General features: G+C 53.4%; 13 protein-coding genes and 1 tRNA gene. 9 read left to right on the top strand and 5 right to left on the bottom strand.

All coding sequences use genetic code 11. The annotated features are described in order from the left end of the window. Window positions 1-4 precede the first annotated feature (4 nt). From ftsA to lpxC, 3 genes are all read left to right on the top strand, one after another. A complete protein-coding gene (gene ftsA, locus G9Q38_RS13925; RefSeq protein ID WP_114421134.1) occupies window positions 5-1,231 on the top strand; it encodes a cell division protein FtsA in 1,227 nt (408 codons plus the stop codon). 177 nt (window positions 1,232-1,408) lie between these two features. Beyond that, complete coding sequence (gene ftsZ / locus G9Q38_RS13920) at window positions 1,409-2,581, top strand: cell division protein FtsZ (protein ID WP_166132432.1); 1,173 nt, start codon at window positions 1,409-1,411, stop codon at window positions 2,579-2,581. A 239-nt stretch (window positions 2,582-2,820) separates the two neighbouring features. Continuing rightward, window positions 2,821-3,744, top strand: a complete 924-nt coding sequence (gene lpxC / locus G9Q38_RS13915; protein ID WP_166132070.1) for a UDP-3-O-acyl-N-acetylglucosamine deacetylase — start codon at window positions 2,821-2,823, stop codon at window positions 3,742-3,744. A gap of 26 nt (window positions 3,745-3,770) precedes the next feature. On the opposite strand, the gene G9Q38_RS13910 is transcribed toward lpxC, so the two are convergent. Further along, window positions 3,771-4,262, bottom strand: a complete 492-nt coding sequence (locus G9Q38_RS13910) for a DciA family protein (protein ID WP_166132069.1) — start codon at window positions 4,260-4,262, stop codon at window positions 3,771-3,773. 20 nt (window positions 4,263-4,282) lie between these two features. Between G9Q38_RS13910 and G9Q38_RS13905 the strand changes: the two genes are divergently transcribed. Both G9Q38_RS13905 and secA read left to right on the top strand, forming a co-directional pair. Next, entirely contained in the window at window positions 4,283-5,272 is a 990-nt protein-coding gene (locus tag G9Q38_RS13905) for a M23 family metallopeptidase (RefSeq protein ID WP_228276140.1), read from the top strand. Window positions 5,273-5,320: 48 nt separating this feature from the next. Further along, window positions 5,321-8,080, top strand: coding sequence for a preprotein translocase subunit SecA (secA, locus tag G9Q38_RS13900; protein ID WP_166132068.1), 2,760 nt, complete (start codon window positions 5,321-5,323; stop codon window positions 8,078-8,080). An 81-nt stretch (window positions 8,081-8,161) separates the two neighbouring features. Here secA and mgtE read toward each other — a convergent pair whose 3' ends face one another. Genes mgtE through G9Q38_RS13885 form a run of 3 tightly spaced genes read right to left on the bottom strand, consistent with a single transcriptional unit; the run spans window position 8,162 to window position 11,737 of the window. Then, the gene (gene mgtE / locus G9Q38_RS13895; protein WP_114421129.1) at window positions 8,162-9,649 is read right to left on the bottom strand and encodes a magnesium transporter; all 1,488 of its coding nucleotides are present in this window, start codon (window positions 9,647-9,649) and stop codon (window positions 8,162-8,164) included. Window positions 9,650-9,666: 17 nt separating this feature from the next. Continuing rightward, on the bottom strand, window positions 9,667-10,863 hold the full coding sequence (locus G9Q38_RS13890) for a M20 aminoacylase family protein (protein ID WP_166132430.1): 1,197 nt from the start codon (window positions 10,861-10,863) through the stop codon (window positions 9,667-9,669). 34 nt (window positions 10,864-10,897) lie between these two features. Beyond that, window positions 10,898-11,737, bottom strand: coding sequence for an inositol monophosphatase family protein (locus G9Q38_RS13885; RefSeq protein WP_166132067.1), 840 nt, complete (start codon window positions 11,735-11,737; stop codon window positions 10,898-10,900). A 65-nt stretch (window positions 11,738-11,802) separates the two neighbouring features. Between G9Q38_RS13885 and G9Q38_RS13880 the strand changes: the two genes are divergently transcribed. The 4 genes from G9Q38_RS13880 to G9Q38_RS13865 all read left to right on the top strand — a co-directional run bounded on the left by G9Q38_RS13880 (window position 11,803) and on the right by G9Q38_RS13865 (window position 16,675). Next, the gene (locus G9Q38_RS13880) at window positions 11,803-13,596 is read left to right on the top strand and encodes an FAD-dependent oxidoreductase (protein WP_166132066.1); all 1,794 of its coding nucleotides are present in this window, start codon (window positions 11,803-11,805) and stop codon (window positions 13,594-13,596) included. Window positions 13,597-13,720: 124 nt separating this feature from the next. Next, window positions 13,721-15,940: a glycoside hydrolase family 31 protein gene (locus G9Q38_RS13875; RefSeq protein WP_370523869.1), complete on the top strand. Its 2,220-nt coding sequence runs from the start codon at window positions 13,721-13,723 to the stop codon at window positions 15,938-15,940. 93 nt (window positions 15,941-16,033) lie between these two features. Then, window positions 16,034-16,109: transfer RNA gene (locus G9Q38_RS13870), tRNA-Lys, on the top strand. A 242-nt stretch (window positions 16,110-16,351) separates the two neighbouring features. Continuing rightward, a complete protein-coding gene (locus G9Q38_RS13865; protein WP_205962305.1) occupies window positions 16,352-16,675 on the top strand; it encodes a cupin domain-containing protein in 324 nt (107 codons plus the stop codon). 24 nt (window positions 16,676-16,699) lie between these two features. Here G9Q38_RS13865 and G9Q38_RS13860 read toward each other — a convergent pair whose 3' ends face one another. Further along, the gene (locus G9Q38_RS13860; RefSeq protein ID WP_166132064.1) at window positions 16,700-17,407 is read right to left on the bottom strand and encodes a DUF6776 family protein; all 708 of its coding nucleotides are present in this window, start codon (window positions 17,405-17,407) and stop codon (window positions 16,700-16,702) included. Window positions 17,408-17,415 lie beyond the last annotated feature (8 nt).

Raw genomic sequence — 17,415 nt, 5'->3', positions numbered from 1 at the left:
AATTATGACTCGTGACATCAAGGACTTGATCGTTGCCCTGGATATCGGTACCAGCAAAGTCGTTGCGGTGGTAGCCGAAATTTTGCCTGAGGGCCGTTTTGAAGTAATCGGACTGGGTCAACACGAATCACAGGGCATGCGTAAAGGCGTGGTGGTCAATATTGAAGCAACCGTTAATTCTATTCAGCGGGCACTCGAAGAGGCAGAGCTGATGGCCGACTGCAAGATTCGAGAGGTTTATACCGGTATTGCGGGCAGCCACATCACCAGTTTTAACTCGAGTGGGATGGTTGCCGTTAAAGACAAGGAAGTGACGCCAACCGATGTGGCGCGTGTCATTGAAACCGCTAAAGCCGTCAATATCCCAACGGATCAACAGGTGTTGCATGTCTTAACCCAAGAGTTCATTGTCGACTCCCAGGAAGATATTCGAGAGCCCATTGGGATGAGTGGTCTACGTCTTGAAGTTCGTGTGCACATCGTGACGGGCGCAGTGAGCGCCGCGCAAAACATCGTGAAGTGCGTCAGGCGTTGTGGTCTTGAGGTGCAGGATTTGATTTTGCAGCCGTTGGCTTCCAGCATGGCTTGCCTGACCTCCGACGAGAAAGAGTTGGGTGTTGTACTGGTTGATATCGGCGGTGGCACGACGGATATCGCCATTTACACAGGCGGGGCGATACGTCATACGGCTGTTATTCCTATCGCCGGTGATCAAATTACCAGCGATATTGCCGCCATGCTGCGTACGCCGACACCGGATGCCGAGGAAATCAAGCTGCGTTACGGGATCGCCAAGCAAATTTTGGTGAATCCGGATGAGCAGATTGAAGTGCCGGGGTTGGGAGATCGACCCAATCGCCAGGTTAAGCGTCAGGCGCTGGGTGCGGTTATCGAGCCCCGCGTGGAAGAGTTGTTTACGTTTGTACAGCAAGTGGTGCGGGAGTCGGGTTATGAAGATTTGCTGGCTTCGGGTGTGGTGCTGACTGGCGGAACAGCGCTGTTGCCGGGCATTGTCGAGCTGGCTGAAGACGTATTTCTGAAACCGGTACGCATTGCGGTTCCATCTTACGAAGGCAGTTTGGTCGATGTGATGCGTAATCCGCGCTTTTCTACGGTTATGGGGTTGTTGACAGAGGCGCGGGTACAGCGCGCCAGGGGAAAGAAAGTGGCGCAACAGAAAGGTAGCGTAAAGACCATTCTTGCCCGAATGAAAGAATGGTTTATGAATTAGGTCTGAGGTACAGGCCTGACGGGTGCGGGGTGGTTGCAAACCGGATCCGGGAAGGCGTTTCAAGTCAGGTGCGAGCCAAATGTTGGCATCTTTTTTGAAGCGATTTCCAAATAGGTAGTTTGGGGACTTTTAAATTTTGCTTAATAACTGTTAATTCAGATTTGTGAGGGAGTCAACATTATGAATTTCGAAATGCTCGATACCAACAATAGCGGAACGGTCATCAAGGTCGTTGGCGTAGGGGGTGCAGGCGGTAATGCGGTTGCACACATGATTCGTTCAGGGATTAGCGGCGTGGAGTTTATTTGCGCCAATACTGATGCCCAGGCACTGGCGGCTACCGAAGCGCCTGTGCAAATTCGTTTGGGCCGCACCGGCCTGGGGGCCGGCGCCAAGCCGGATCAAGGGCGTGCGGCTGCCGAAACAGCGCGTGAAGAAATTCGCGCGGCATTGAACGGCGCCAATATGGTATTCATTACTGCCGGTATGGGTGGCGGTACAGGTACCGGTGCAGGCCCTGTTGTTGCTGAAGTAGCCAAAGAACTGGGTATTCTCACTGTGGGTGTCGTCACCAAGCCATTCTCGTTTGAGGGCTCGCGTCGTCTGAAAATGGCCGAGGAAGGAATTGCGGAGCTGGCCAAGCACGTTCATTCGTTGATCGTCGTTCTGAATGAAAATCTGTACGACCTCATGGACGAGGATGCGACGCAGGAAGACTGCTTCAAGTCGGCTGACGATGTGTTGCATAATGCTTGCGCAGGTATTGCCGAGATCATCAATGTCGAAGGTAATGTGAACGTCGACTTCGAAGACGTCAAGACGATTATGGGTGAACAAGGCCAGGCCATGATGGGTACGGCTATTTCTTCTGGCGCAAATCGCGCACGCGAAGCTGCCGAGCAGGCGATTGCTTGCCCATTGCTTGAGGGTGTCGACCTGAACGGCGCGCGTGGCATTTTGGTCAATATCACGGCCAGCCGTACGCTTAAAATGCGTGAAACTCGCGAGATCATGGAAACGATTCGTGGCTATGCCGCTGAAGATGCAACCGTTATTTACGGAACGGCTTACGATGAGTCCATGGGTGAAAGTCTGCGTGTTACGGTTGTGGCTACTGGCCTGGGCCGCGCGACCAGCCGTCCGCAACTGGTTCAAAACAACCAGGAAGCGCGCAGGACAGGTACGGATGACGCGCCGTTTACGAATGCCGGTCATGATATGCAGAGCGCGGAGGTTCCAACTGTTATCCGCAACCCTCGAAGCCAGGCGTCGGCGCAAGTGCGTGCACTGGAAACAGCCGGTATGGATCACTTCGATATTCCGGCATTCCTGCGTAAACAAGCCGATTAAAACAAGGCTTGAAGGTAGACTCTCACACGCTAGCGTGACGCTTTTCAGTTTTTGAAATGAGTCACGCGGTTGGCCGGGTCGGCTCTCCCCGGAGTCGGCTCGGTCAGCACGCTTGTAAAACACGCTGAAACCTTTTTTTCAGCTTGTCGCTTGAAAAAATTGGGGAAACTACCCATATCAAGTTACAATAGTAAGAATATTCCGCCTGAAAAGGCATTTTCTTTATTGTTCAACTGTTTATGTTACGTCAACGCACCCTGAAAAACGCCATTAGTACCAAAGGCGTGGGTTTGCATTCCGGCCGTCGGGTTGAAATCACCTTGCGCCCGGCAGAACCCAATACGGGCATCGTCTTCCACCGGGTTGACTTGCCCGAAGTGGTCGATTTCCCCGCCCAGGCTCATTTTGTGGGCGGTACGCGCATGGCGTCAGTTTTGCAAAAGGGAACAGCTCGCGTTTCCACTGTTGAGCATCTTATGTCCGCGCTTGCGGGCTTGGGCATCGATAACCTGCACATCGACCTCACAGCAGAGGAAGTGCCTATTATGGACGGTAGTGCGGGAACATTTGTTTATTTGCTGCGTTCAGCGGGTATTCAAGAGCAGCCTGCCGCCAAGAAGTTTTTACGCGTTCTTAAGCCGGTCGAGGTTCGGGAAGGTGAAGGGGGCGACGAGAAATGGGCACGGCTCGAACCATACGATGGTTTCGCATTGTCTTTTGCTATTGATTTCCATCACCCTGCAATCGATGCAACGGCCAATTTTGCTGAAATTGACTTTGCCAACGACTCTTACGTTAAGTCCATTGCGCGGGCACGCACCTTTGGTTTTGTGAACGAATTTGAGGCGTTGCTGGCTGCAGGGCTTGCTCGTGGCGGTAGTCTCGATAACGCCATCGTCATGGATGAGTTCCGTGTTTTGAATTCCGATGGCTTGCGTTACGAAGACGAATTTGTGAAGCATAAAATTCTTGACGCCATTGGCGATTTATACCTTATTGGTAAGCCGTTGGTGGCGCGGTACGTTGCTTGTAAATCGGGTCATGGTTTGAACAACCAGCTTGCCAGGGCATTGTTGGCCGATGAAACAGCATGGGAATTGGTTAGTTATGAGTCGGCTGTTACCGCCCCTAAAGCTTATACCCGAGAGTGGAAGCTGGCATAGCTGCGGCTGTGCGTCGTTAAGCCGTGTTACGTTAGGGAGGCTCGGTGCCGCTCAATCAGGCGCTTCAGGGATTCAGCCAGAGGGCCGGGTGGGGTGTTACTATACAACTCTTCGAAAGAGGTCAAAGCCTGTTCATCGAGCAGATTGACCTCTTTTTTGCGTGACACATTTGTTGCGTGTTGGTTTAAACCCGCTTGAACCTTGACTTGTAATTGGTTAATGTTCCAGCCGTGTTGACCCAGTCGTTGAACGATTCGGGGAGCAAGTTGTCTGAGTTTTGCAGCATGAGCCGCGCTGGGAACTGCCAGTGTAAGGTCTTGATGGTCGACTCGGGCTACTCGGCAGGCCGTGACGAGGTTGCCAGGTAGGGCCTGAGAAATAATATGCTCCATTTCAATCATTCTCCGGGCGGTAGCCAGGACGTCGGCGCTTTGCCGACTTTGGCCGAGCCAATCGATGGCCGACAAGCTTTGCTTGTTTTCTTTCGAAGGGGAATGGCTGCGTGCGAAACGGGACATAATTGGTAAAGGGATAAGTAGTGCGAATAATTTTGTTAAACAAGCGGTCGGGCGGCTTGGCCCGCCTAGCTGAGCGTGGTATTAGCTTGTGGCTGGTGGTGCCGGCATTGGCAGGCTTGGTGGTTTTGTCTGCCTTGGGTGGTGCCTGGGCTTATGGTCAGCATATTATGTCGAATCTTCCCACACTTGTCAGCCTTGATGTTCGGCAGGCTGAAAAAGAGCGTTTGGAGCTGGAGTCGCAAATGCTTAAGGCCAGCCTGCACCAGCTTGGTGAGAAAGTAGGGCAGTTGCAGGCGCGTCTCATTGAAATGGATGGCGTTAGCAAGCGTCTGGCTGAAGTGGCGGGAGTCAACTATACGAACCCGGAAGTACAGGAAACGCTGAATGGCAGCACGGTTGTGAGCGACGACAAGGCGCAGGCCATGGTGTTTGATTCAGCGGAAGCGTTAGGGCGTGAACTTGATACGATGGCTCAACGGCTCGATCGACAGCGAGATGGGCTGGCGATGCTCGATATGGTCATGACGCGACGCGCGGGCCTCGAAGCAAGCCTTCCCTCGTTGTCTCCGGTCGACTTTCCTTACATGACGTCATCTTATGGTTGGCGTCGTCACCCCATCTCGGGGCGCAACAAAATGCACGAAGGGCTGGATTTTGCCGCACCCCATGGCGCACCGATTCATGCCGCGTCGGGCGGAATGGTGGTGTTCGCCGGCTATCGAACCGGTTATGGCAAAACCGTCGAGATCCAGCATAGTCACAACCTCGTAACCGTTTATGCGCATGCCTCAAGCTTGCAGGTTAAAAGGGGTGACCTGGTGGAAAAAGGACAACTTATCGCCAATGTCGGTTCTACCGGCCAATCAACGGGGCCACATCTTCATTTCGAGGTTCGGGTTGCGGGTCAGCCTCTGGATCCGTCGCTTTTTTTGCCGGACCCCAACGAGCCTGAAGTCCGCTTGGCTGATGCCTCAGACGATCTGCAAGCTGATAGTGCCGAGGTACGTTAAACTGTATTGTTTTCCTGCGGTTGAACCGCCAACTTAGACAATAAATCTATGGTTTCCCTGCTCAAAAAGCTTATTGGTAGTCGTAACGATCGAATCCTCAGGCAGTACCGTAAACAAGTCGGGCAAATTAATGCGCTTGAGCCGTCTCTTGAAGCGGTGTCCGACGAAGACCTGAAAAACAAAACCGTCCAGTTTCGAGAGCAGTTGGCTTCGGGTTCAACGCTAGACCAACTGTTGCCGGAGGCATTTGCCGTTGTCCGTGAGGCCAGCAAACGCGTATTTGGTATGCGGCATTTTGATGTGCAGCTCATGGGTGCGATCGCCTTGCATCACGGCAAAATTGCCGAGATGCGCACCGGGGAAGGTAAAACGCTAATGGCAACATTAGCCGTTTACTTGAACGCCCTGGCGTCTAAGGGCGTGCATGTTGTGACGGTGAACGACTACCTTGCGCGTCGCGATGCTGAATGGATGGGGCAGTTGTACAACTTCCTCGGTTTGAGTGTGGGCGTCGTTGTCCCCCAGCAGGACCCGCAAGAAAAGGTGGACGCGTATCGTGCCGACATTACATACGGGACGAACAACGAATTTGGTTTCGATTATTTGCGCGACAATATGGAGTATCGCGCAGAAGATCGTCGTCAACGAAGTTTGTCCTTCGCTATTGTCGACGAAGTTGATTCTATTCTTATCGATGAAGCGCGCACGCCGCTGATTATTTCGGGGCAGGCCGAAGACCATACCGAAGTCTATGTTCGAATGAATGCTGTGCCTCCCATGCTCACACGCATGGCGTCGGAGCCCAAACCGCATGAGCCGGAGCCGGAAGGTGATTTTTGGGTTGATGAAAAAGGTCAGCAAGTACACTTGTCCGAGTCCGGCATGGAGCATGCCGAGGAAATACTTTCGCGTTTGGGTCTTTTGCCTGAAGGCGAGTCGTTATACGATCCGCGTCACATCACGCTCATTCATCATCTTATGGTGGCACTGCGTGCTCATAATCTGTTTTTCCGTGATCAGCACTACGTTGTTACCGACAACGAAGTGGTGATTGTTGACGAATTCACTGGGCGTTTGATGGTAGGGCGTCGTTGGTCCGATGGTTTGCATCAGGCGGTAGAGGCCAAAGAAGGCGTAACGATTCAGAACGAGAATCAAACGTTGGCGTCTATTACCTTCCAGAACTATTTCCGTATGTATGACAAGCTGGCGGGGATGACCGGCACGGCCGACACGGAAGCCTATGAATTTCAGGAAATTTACGGGCTGGAAACGGTTATTATTCCAACCAATAAGCCGATGATTCGTGTTGATCAGAACGATCAGGTTTTCAAAACCGATAATGAGAAGTACAACGCGATTCTGGCCGACATGAAAGATTGCCAGGAACGTGGCCAGCCCGTTTTGGTGGGTACGACGAGTATCGAAAATTCCGAGCGTTTGTCCTCGATGCTCAAGCGTGAAAAACTGGCGCATGAAGTGCTGAACGCAAAGCAACATGCGCGTGAAGCGGAAATTGTGGCTGAAGCCGGTAAACCCGGCCGTATCACGATTGCAACCAATATGGCCGGCCGTGGTACTGACATTGTGTTGGGCGGAAGTGTTGAAAAGCAAATCGCCCTTGTCCGTGCCGATGCTAACTTAAGCGCGCAAGAGAAAGAGGCACGCATCCAGCAAATTCGTGATGAATGGGCACCTGCAAATGAGGCGGTTAAGGCTGCCGGAGGGTTGCGTATCATCGGCACCGAGCGCCACGAGTCACGCCGTATCGACAATCAATTGCGCGGCCGTGCAGGGCGCCAGGGCGACCCAGGCTCAACCCGTTTCTATTTGTCGTTGGAAGATTCGCTCATGCGCATTTTCGCGGGTGACCGCGTTCGCGCCATTATGGAGCGTCTACGTCTGCCCGAGGGTGAGCCCATTGAAGCCAAAATGGTGTCCCGGTCAATTGAGTCCGCCCAACGCAAGGTAGAAGCGCGAAACTTCGATATTCGCAAACAACTGTTGCAGTTCGATGACGTTGCCAATGATCAGCGCAAGGTTTTGTATACGCAGCGAAATGAGGTTCTAGAGGCGCAAGATGTGGGTGAAATGGTGCTTAACCTGCTTGCCGCTACGATCACGGAAGTTTTTCACGCTTACATTCCTGCGGAATCGATGGAAGAGCAGTGGGACGTTTCCGGCCTGCAATCGGTACTGGAGTCTGATTGGGGCATCGAGGTGGCGCTGGTGGATTGGGCGGAGAAAGAGCCTAACTTAACCGATGAAGACTTGTTGGAGCGCGTTTTGGCGGAGGCCAACCGTGTTTACAGTACTAAGGTTGAGTTGGTTGGCCGTGATAACTGGGCTCCTTTTGAGCGGTCGGTGTTGCTGCAGTCAATTGATACGCATTGGCGTAATCACCTTTCGTCTCTTGATCATCTGCGTCAGGGCATTCACTTGCGTGGTTATGCGCAGAAAGACCCGAAGCAGGAGTACAAGCGTGAAGCGTTTGAGCTTTTCTCCGGGATGCTTGATCGCGTTCGTACGGATGTTGTTAGGGTGCTACTTACTGTACGGATTCAAACACCGGAACAAGTCGCTCAAACCGAGCCTGAAACTGTTGAAGGTGTTACCTATCACCATTCTGATTATGATGCCGCGTTAAGTGGTGAGGATCCCGGCATCGCGGAAGAGCCGTTGGGTGCAACGCAACCGGCGTCTGGTGGGGCGGTTCCTGCTGGTGCGGTTCCCAAGGTCGGGCGCAATGAACCTTGCCCATGTGGTAGTGGGAAGAAGTACAAACATTGTCATGGGCGGATTGCCTGAAACGGTATTGTCGTTAATTGAATTGAAAAAGCCTGGCTTTTAACCAGGCTTTTTCAATTGTGGCAGTTGCGGTTGGTTGCATTACAACAGGAAAATAGAAGCAAGCCCTAAAAACAGGAAAAACCCAAGGGAGTCGGTAACGAACGTAAGAAGTACCGACGACCCCATGGCGGGATCTTTGCCGAAATGGTCGCGTAACACCGGTATAAGAACGCCGAGTGCCGCACCCATTAACATGTTCCCAATCATGGCGACCATCATCACCAGCGCGATGGCCCATGATTGTGAAATCGCCCAGGCGAATGCGGCAGCAACGAGGCTGCCACAAAAACCGACCATTAACGTGATTTTTATTTCACGCTTTACAAGGTTCCAGGTGCTGGCACCACTGACACGGCCAACGGCAATGGCCCTGATGACCATGGTCATGGTTTGATTGCCCGAGTTGCCGGCAATCCCGGCAACAATAGACATAAGAAATGCCAGAATCACAATTTGGCTAACGGTATCTTCGAAGCGCGATGCGATGAAGGCCGCAGTTGAGGCCGTGGCCAGATTCACGAGTAGCCAGGGCGCGCGGTTGCGCAAGGCGGTCAGCGCAGGGGCAAAAATGTCCTCCTCTTGCAGGCCCGCGCGTGACAGGGCTTGTTCTTGTGAGTCTTCCTGAATCACGTCGACGACTTCAGCGATCGTGACGCGGCCAATCAGGCGACCATGATCGTCAATTACCGGCGCTGAAACCAGGTCATAACGCTCAAAGGCGCCGGCGGCATCGGCGTCCGAATCCAAGGGGCTTAGCGTGAGGAAATCTGTTTGCATGACTTGCGCCACGTCGATTTCCGGCTCACTGACCAAGAGCTTTGAGACGGGCAATACACCTTGAAGTTTGTCTTGGCGATCGACAACGAAGATTTGGTCGGTGTGATCAGGTAGTTCCTGTAATCGGCGCAGGTAGCGCAAAACCACTTCCAGCGACACGTCTTCACGGACTCGAACCATTTCGAAGTCCATGATTGCGCCCACAGTACCTTCCGGGTATCCCATGGCCTCAATCAACTGCGCACGCTCTTCGTCAGTCAGGCCTTTTTGCACTTCAGCGATGACGTCAGGGGGCAGGTCTGGAACCAGATCGGCGATTTCGTCTGCATCCATTGTTCCCGTCGCTGCGACGAGATCTTGCAGATCCATTGTTTTAATCAGCGACTCACGAGCCCAATCGTCGACTTCCAGCAGAACGTCAGCGTCGAATTCGGGGTTGACCAACTGCCAGACTGCCTGGCGCTCGTTAACCGGTAGTGATTCCAGGATAAAGGCAATGTCTGATGGGTGCAGGCTATTTACAATGGACTTGATTTCGTTTTCATGGCGGCGCTGCAACATGCCTTCCAGCAGGTTGGACTCATCGTCATCATCTTCCTGTCGGTGAGCGAGCGCTTCGGCTACTTCCTCGCGTTTCAGGATGGCCTGTAGCTTTTGCAATGCGAGCTGGGCATCTTCCGGGTCAAGGCGGCGGGGAATTACAATGGGTTCGGCAGGCGTTACAGCGTGCTCTTCGGGGGGATGCTGCATAATCAGTTGTTCCCGATTCAGGTTTTGGCCAGCCAACGCTTTGCCAGTTCCACCCAGTAGCTGGCGCCGATTGGCAGAAGATTATCGTTGAAGTCGTAACTGCCGTTGTGCAGTGTGCACGGGCCCAGTCCGTGTCCTTTGGAGCGGTGGTCTCCGTCGCCGTTTCCAAGCCATACATAACACCCGGGTTTGGCTTTAAGCATAAAGGCGAAGTCTTCCGCGCCCATGGACGGCCGGATTGTTTGATCGACGTTTTCGGGCCCGACAATTGATTTTGCAACCTCCACGCAAAGGGCCGCTTCATCTGCGTGATTGATTGTGGGTGGGTATTTTCGGGAGAAAACAAAGTTGGACTGACAATTGAAGGCTTGGGCTGTCAGGTCGGTGATTTCGGCCATGCGCCTTTCGATGAGGTCCAGCGCCTCTTCCGAGAGTGTCCGAACCGTGCCCCGGAGCTCGGCGTTATCCGGAATAACGTTGTCGGCCGTTCCACTGTGAATTTGGGTGATGCTAAGCACAGCCGGGTCGAGTGGATCGAGGTTGCGCGTAATAGTGGTTTGTAACGATTGGGCCAGTTGCACGGCAGCCATGATTGGGTCGTGTCCCAAATTGGGCATCGCTGCGTGGGCGCCTTTGCCTTCCAGTGTGATCTTGAAAAGATTGCTCCCGCCCATAATGGGGCCTGGAACAATACCGAATGTACCTGCCGGCATGCCGGGCCAGTTATGGAGCCCAAAAACGGCCTGCATAGGAAATTTTTCAAAAAGACCGTCGTCTATCATTCGCTTCGCACCACTGAAGCCCTCTTCGGCAGGCTGAAAAATAACATATATGGTGCCGTCGAAATCGCGGCTTTCAGCCAGGTAGCGTGCAGCAGTCAACAACATCGCGGTGTGACCGTCGTGTCCGCACGCATGCATTTTGCCTTCATGTTTGCTGGCATGTTCGAACGTATTCGTTTCCTGCATGGGAAGTGCGTCCATGTCGGCACGCAATCCCAATGCTTTCCCGTTCTCTGTGCGACCCACAATGGTTCCTACAATGCCGGTAATACCAAGGCCGCGATGCACGGGGATGCCCCATGACTCAAGGTTTTTGGCGACAACATCGGATGTTCGCACTTCTTCGTAGGCCAGCTCCGGGTGCGCATGAATGTCCCGGCGCAAAGCCGTCATTTCATCCTTCCAGGCAATAAGCGGTTCGATTAATTTCATCATAGGGGCTCGTTTGAATGCGCACAAACTATATCTATGTTAAATGGGCGGCAGCCATAGTGTGAAGCGCCGGCGCAAGGTTCTTGTTGGCGGCATAAACATAACCGCCTATAGGCCAGGGTTCTTGATGATGCAGGTCTTCTGCAATGCCACCAGCCTCACGTACCAGTAAGGTGCCCGCAGCGACATCCCACGAGGCCAAACCCATTTCCCAGTAGCCGTCAAAGCGACCGCATGCCGTCCAGGCCAAATCAAGTGCTGCAGAACCGAAACGCCGCACGCCGCGGCTTGTGTGTATTGCGTCATGCAACGTCGGCATATAGTTGTCGGCGAAGCTAAAATCTCGAAACGGAAGCCCTGTGGCCAGCAAAGCCTCAGCCAGCGATTCTGTTTGCGAACACTGGATGCGGTGATCGTTCAGCCAGGCGCCGGTGTTGTATAGCGCCGAAAATATTTCCTCTTGGTTTGGGTCGTAAACGACGGCAACAACGGGGGTATCGTGTTCAAGCGGTGCGCCGTTCACGATCGCACCGCGATGGGCGACAAGCGCGATGGAAACAGCATAATGCGGCACACCGTGCAGGAAATTGGTGGTGCCGTCCAGCGGATCAATGTACCATGTTGCGATTTCCCGGGTCGTGCCGCCTGACTCTTCCGCGATAATGCCAAACGTGTTGGCACTTGAGTTCAGGACGTCGATAATGGCGGCTTCAGCCTCGTGGTCTGCCTGCGAAACCAGGTCGTTTCGCGCTTTTTTATCAATTAGCAGGTCGGCGCGACGGTGTGCGTACGATTGCAACACGGCCGCACCCGCGCGTGCGGCCCGTACCGCGAGTTCGAGATTTTCACTAAGATGCAAAGCAGTGTTATTCATTGGCTGGGCAGTTTTAAATAAGAACCAATAGTTTACGCAACATTGTGCACTGCGTCTTTGACAGAATGATGGAATCTGAGCATTTGTACGGAACAACATCCGTGGTGGTGTCGCCCGAGGGTTGGATCAAAGCAACGGCTCGTCTTGCCAGTGATGAGCGACTGCATAGTATGACGGTTTGCGATACGTCGTTTGGTGATGGTATGCGCTTTCTTGCGTTGTGGGCTTTTTGGCGCTCCCATCGTGCGCCCGGTGCCAAACTACAGATCATTGCATTTTCTTCACCGCAGTCTTGGGCGGCTTTGAAAAAGCGTGGAGGTGATGATCACGTTCCGAAGTCGCTTCGGAGTTTGGCGGCGCAACTGGAGGCGCAATGGCCGGATGCTTTGCCGGGGGTGCACAGGCTTAGCTTTGACGGTGGCGCAGTAACGCTAACGCTGATTTTCCACCCTTTGTCGGTGGCTTTACGTCAAATGGACGCGATTGTCGACGTGTTCTGGTTGTCAAATTCAGCCGCTTTTCTAGGTGAGTCAGGGGGGGCTTCACCAGCCGGCAAACTCGTGCGTGTTGCCGGTGCACGTGCCGAAGTTGTAGGTCTGGCTGATAATAATGCGCAACGGTTGCAGGGCGTATTGCAGCAGTCGGGTTTCGAGATTCAAGACGCTGGAAATGCGTTTAAGGGATGTGTGCGGGCGCGATTGCGTGACGGCTTATGCCACACCCGGCGATCGTCTTTTGTGGGTGCCGATGTCATGGTGGTCGGGGCTGGTGTGGCCGGTGCGGCCATCGCCTGGGGGCTGGCGCAACGTGGGCACCATGTGAAAGTTTTCGATCCCATGTTGAAGTTAAGCAAAGCAGGGTCGCATGCGGGGCATTTTGCGGCGGCGGTATCACCGTATCTTTCCAAAGATGACGATTATCGTGCGCGATTGAGTCGTGTCGGCGTGGCGCGCGCCTGGGCGAACTGGTCGCAATTGGGGGGGCTCGCTCGTCCGATACGATGCGGAACACTGAGCTTGCCCACGCAGGATCGTGGCGTGGCGTCGTGGCAGGAAGTGCTTTGGAGTCTGGGCTTCCCAAATGATTGGGCTGGTTGGTTGGACCCTGGAGCAGCATCGCAAAAAGCGGGCGAGTTTCTGGAGTTTGGAGGTTGTTATCGTGCGTCTGGTTTGTTAGTTAAACCTAATCGACTTTTACCGGCATTGCTGAATCATCCTGGGATTTCCTGTGTTGAGGACTCCGTTACCGAGGTCACGCGGTTTCGCGAGGGGGGGTGTAGCTTGAGGACAGAAAGTGGTTCAAACTATGAAGCGTCGGTTGTGGTTCTGGCCAATGCGCGCAATATAAGATCATTGCTCTGCCAGCTTACAAAACCGGGAGATTTTCCAAAGCTGGAGCGACTGCAGGCGGTACCGGGGCAGGTCAGTTATTTCGATGCCGCCGGTTTTAATGGAGGGCCCGCTTGTGTGCTTGACGCTTCGGCTTACTGGTTGCCGCAAGTTGAGGGGGTACTCACTGCCGGGGGGACATACGATTTGGAGCAGACTCGCGCGCAAGTGACTCGCCAGGGGCAACGGGAAATTGCTCGAAAACTAAGTTATTTCTTGCCGGCGCATCGGAAGATGTTATCGGGTTCCGACTCTGTTGTCGGCGGGTGGGCCGGCTGGCGCGCAGTGGTAACGGGGCGGCTTCCGGTAATCGGGCCTTTATATCAGCAGCACGATCTTTGGCTGGCTACTGCTTATGGTTCAAGGGGGTTGACGTGGGCGGCTTTGGCTGCCGATTTGATTGGGGCGAAGCTGAATGATGAACCTGCTATTGTGGAGCGAGAGCTATCTGCAGCGCTATTGCCCAGATAGCTGAGTTGGCCCTGAATTTGGCTAATTATTATGTTTTTTGCGTCGCGATTTTATTTTATGGCGTAAATCCGTCAAAATATGCTCTTTTGGACGCTTTCAGGCGATTGATGCCCAAGGATTCGTTGTGTCGACTAAGTCTGACTCTGATAACGTGAAATCAATGATGCTTTCGCGGTTCCTACATGCAAAATCGACAACGGTCGATTTTGAACTGGAAAATACGGAACATGTGTTTCGTGTTGAAGCGCACGCGCCGGGGGTTTTCCGTATGCGTTGCGGGCCTGCCGCCTCCATGAACGCTGACAAACTCACTTCTCGAGCCAGACAGCACGCCGAGATGTTGCTTGTCAGACAGGAGCCGGTGGGTGAGTTGTCGGTGAGTTCCCTCATGCCGGAAGAAGGGGATGGGTGGCGTATTGAGCAGGGCGATATGGTGTTGGATATCATGCGCTCCCCCTTGTCATGGTCCTTATATAAAGGCGATGACTATGTGCTGGGTACGGCAGATGACGCGGGTCTGAGGGTTCATGACGCCGGTCAGGGGCCACGCTGGGATGCTTGCCTGGAGCTTGCCGACGAAGAGGTTCTATGCGGATTGGGTGAAACATTGGGGTCGCTTGACCGACGCGGCGAGCGTATCACTAGTGACCACGCAGCAGAACGAGCCTTGCCTGTGCTCTGGAGCCCAACCGGTTGGGGTATTTATGTCAACACGCTGGGGCGCATTGTTTATGACTTGGGCCGCACCACTCCAAATCATTGCCAGGTTTCCATAGAAGATCGAGGTTTTGATATCTTCCTTTTTGTGGGGGATCCGGCCGAAATTTTAAATCAATATACTGCGCTGACCGGACGCGCCGGCCAACCGGGGCTATGGCCAATGGGTGTATGGCTCGACCAGGCACCAGGGCAATCTACTGAGTCACTCCATTCCCTTGCTCAAAGCTTGCGCTCAGAGGGCTTTTCATTCGATGTTGTTCGTCTTACCGGCTCAGCAGCGTATGCGTTTCAAGACGACAAACCTGCATTCGAATGGGATCCGCAACGTGCTGCGGATGCACGCAGTCTGAGCAATGTGTTTGAATCGGTGAACGTGCAGTTGGTTGCTCCCACCTTTCCAGGTGTTTTTACTGGCACCGTATTGTTCGAGGAGTGGGAAGATCGGGGCTGGTTACTGATAAATGATGAGAACGGCGAAGCCCATGTGTTTCCGGGTGATGAGTTAAGTGGGGGGCGTTCATACGGTTTATTGGATTTAACCAATAAAGACGTGTATAAGCTCTGGTCTGAACGCCAGCGGCAGATGTTCGACGAAGGTATTGCTGCGCCTATGTGCAATGCGCAATACGATATCCCAGACGACATCACGGCTCGGGGTGGGGAGTGCGGTTCGGTTTTGCGTGTGGTTTACCCATTACTGGCGCGTAATGCGCTGTTTGATGCTTTTGCAGGCCATAAAACCCCGCAGGAAGGAATCGTGCTGAGCAGTGATTTATTTCCTGCGGTTCAACGTTATGCGTGGCAAATGGGGCCCGATGTCGGTAACGACTGGACGGGCCTGACGCATTCGTTACGAACGGCATTGGCGCTGGGAGCAAGTGCCGTGCCGGTGCAAATGCATACATTGGGCAATGCTGCGCAGCCGGTGCGTGAGATGACCCCTGAACTTTATATTCGTTGGTTATCTTGCCTGGTTTTCTCGGGTAACTTCAGTTTCCAGGCCGTGCCCGCTTTGTTGCCGACGGCCTTCGATCAAAAGACGCAAGCGCTGGTGCAACATTGGTTGCAGTGGCGCTATCGTTTAATTCCCTATGCACTTGGCATCATCGAGGATGCGGTTCGCACTGGGTTGCCTGTTCAACGCTCCATGTTGCTTGCCTTTCCAGACGATCCTGCCGCTCATGGGTGGGATACGCAGTATATGTTTGGTCCGGCTTTACTCATCGCACCGTTTACTCAGCCAGGTGGAAAGGTAAAGGTTTATTTGCCTGAAGGATCCGGGTGGTGGGATTTAAATACCGGATGGCGTTATGAGGGGGGGACGGTTCTGGATGTTGAGGTTGGATTGGATGCCCTGCCGGTATTCGGGCGCGAGGGCCATATGTTGTGTTTGGGGCCGTATGCTCCCCATACGTCCGAATTCAACTCGGCGCGTTTGCTGGACGAGGTCTGGTTGTTTGGCATGCCGGAGCATAGTCCAGCAGCAATGCGCAACAAAATTCGCGTGATGCAGATGCAAGGGTCCAGCTACATCAAAGGTTTGGAAGGCTTGAAAATACTGCCTTCCGAAGGTTTGGAGGTTAAGCGGCGTGGCGCTGAGGTGCGCATATCACGCATGCGATAAGGCTGAAATAACATGGCTCGACTTCAACGTATTAATTTTTTCAAAGTCGTTTGACACTTAAATAAAATTACTTCATAATCTTGTTCTTCGGTCGGGCTGATAGCTCAGTTGGTAGAGCACCGGACTTTTAATCCGTTGGTCCTGGGTTCGAGTCCCAGTCAGCCCACCAAACCTACTTAAATTGCCCTTAAGGCCGCGTTTCAAAGCGCGGCCTTTTGTGTTTTCGGGCTTTATCGAATTTATTGCACCTGATAGTATGGGCCGGTTCCCGTTTTTGTCAGGATGCAAAATATGAAGCGGCGTTTGTGTTTTTGTTTGCTTGCACTTCAATGCTTGGCCGGTTCAGCCTTCGCTGCTGACGCTCTTCAAAAAAACAAGAGTGAGAGCAATAGCGTAAAAGTTGAAACACTGATGAAAACAACGCAATCGTGGGATGGCGTTGATTATGGGCCTTATCCAACCGGGCGCCCTGAACTTTCGATTCTTAAAATTGAAATTCCTCCAAATACAACCTTGCCATGGCATACGCATCCAATGCCGAATGCCGCTTATGTTGTGCGTGGCAGCTTAACCGTTGAGACGCAATCGGGCCAAAAGTTAATGTTATCGGAGGGAGACACGCTGCCTGAAACCGTTGATACAGTTCATCGCGGAACAAGCGGCTCGGAAGCGGTTGAGCTTATTGTCTTTTATGCCGGGGTGAAAGGCCAGCCGTTAAACGGCCCGGGTCATTGAGCGGGCGTCGACCCGGGCCCGCTGTTAGCGAGGTACGCGAATGGTGCGGGTGGCCGCAATCGATTCATCGGCTCCCGGACGAATACGAATCGTTACCTGCGTTGCGGTGAATCCATCCGGCAGTTCAACATTGCCGGACAGTTGTGAGTAGTATCCGATGTCGACATCGCCAACCGGTATATCCAAAGTGGTGGCTCGACCATTCGGGTAGCGGCCTGCAACCGCAAAATCCATAACGCCGTTGAAGGTGGGTGCCTCGGGGTTGTCTTGCATAACGAGCAGTTTGTAATTTAACTGGCCCTGAGCATTGGCGAAGTCTGCCGCCCGAATTCCTGGGGAGGTGCCTCGGGGGTCGGGTGCAACCGCGCCCGCCAACAGCAGCACGTCGTCCTTCAGGTTTTCTGCCGCCTCTTGCGCCGTCGTGGCGCGCTCGGTCTGTTCAACCAGCGCCGCCTGGCTTTCTTTTAGTTCGTGTGTAATCCGGTTCAGTTGCGATTGCAGACGTTGTTTGTCTAGGTTGGCGCTGTTCAGGTCTTGGCGCAGTTGTTCGGCTTGTTCGACTGTGAGCAAGGTGGGCCCGTAACTTGTTTGCACGAATAATACGCCGCCGGCACCCAGAACAATGCCGGTCAGCATCAGGATTAACCAGCGCGGTATCCGCCGTTTCTTGCGAGTTGCGCCATAAGGGGTGGGTTTGAACGTATTGCGATTTGATGAACCAAATAATGCCATTGCTTGAG

It is taken from the genome of Pusillimonas sp. DMV24BSW_D, assembly GCF_011388195.1.
GTDB lineage: Bacteria > Pseudomonadota > Gammaproteobacteria > Burkholderiales > Burkholderiaceae_B > Neopusillimonas > Neopusillimonas aestuarii.
Note: the sequence above shows the minus strand (reverse complement) of the source record. Positions and strands in the feature narration are given on the sequence as shown.

What these genes read in the sequence shown, in the direction of transcription:
- ftsA (WP_114421134.1), top strand. Translation starts at nt 5, where the DNA reads ATGACTCGTGACATCAAGGACTTGATCGTTGCCCTGGATATCGGTACC.
- lpxC (WP_166132070.1), top strand. Translation starts at nt 2,821, where the DNA reads ATGTTACGTCAACGCACCCTGAAAAACGCCATTAGTACCAAAGGCGTG.
- G9Q38_RS13910 (WP_166132069.1), bottom strand. Translation starts at nt 4,262, where the DNA reads ATGTCCCGTTTCGCACGCAGCCATTCCCCTTCGAAAGAAAACAAGCAA.
- secA (WP_166132068.1), top strand. Translation starts at nt 5,321, where the DNA reads ATGGTTTCCCTGCTCAAAAAGCTTATTGGTAGTCGTAACGATCGAATC.
- mgtE (WP_114421129.1), bottom strand. Translation starts at nt 9,649, where the DNA reads ATGCAGCATCCCCCCGAAGAGCACGCTGTAACGCCTGCCGAACCCATT.
- G9Q38_RS13890 (WP_166132430.1), bottom strand. Translation starts at nt 10,863, where the DNA reads ATGAAATTAATCGAACCGCTTATTGCCTGGAAGGATGAAATGACGGCT.
- G9Q38_RS13885 (WP_166132067.1), bottom strand. Translation starts at nt 11,737, where the DNA reads ATGAATAACACTGCTTTGCATCTTAGTGAAAATCTCGAACTCGCGGTA.
- G9Q38_RS13880 (WP_166132066.1), top strand. Translation starts at nt 11,803, where the DNA reads ATGATGGAATCTGAGCATTTGTACGGAACAACATCCGTGGTGGTGTCG.
- G9Q38_RS13865 (WP_205962305.1), top strand. Translation starts at nt 16,352, where the DNA reads ATGAAAACAACGCAATCGTGGGATGGCGTTGATTATGGGCCTTATCCA.
- G9Q38_RS13860 (WP_166132064.1), bottom strand. Translation starts at nt 17,407, where the DNA reads ATGGCATTATTTGGTTCATCAAATCGCAATACGTTCAAACCCACCCCT.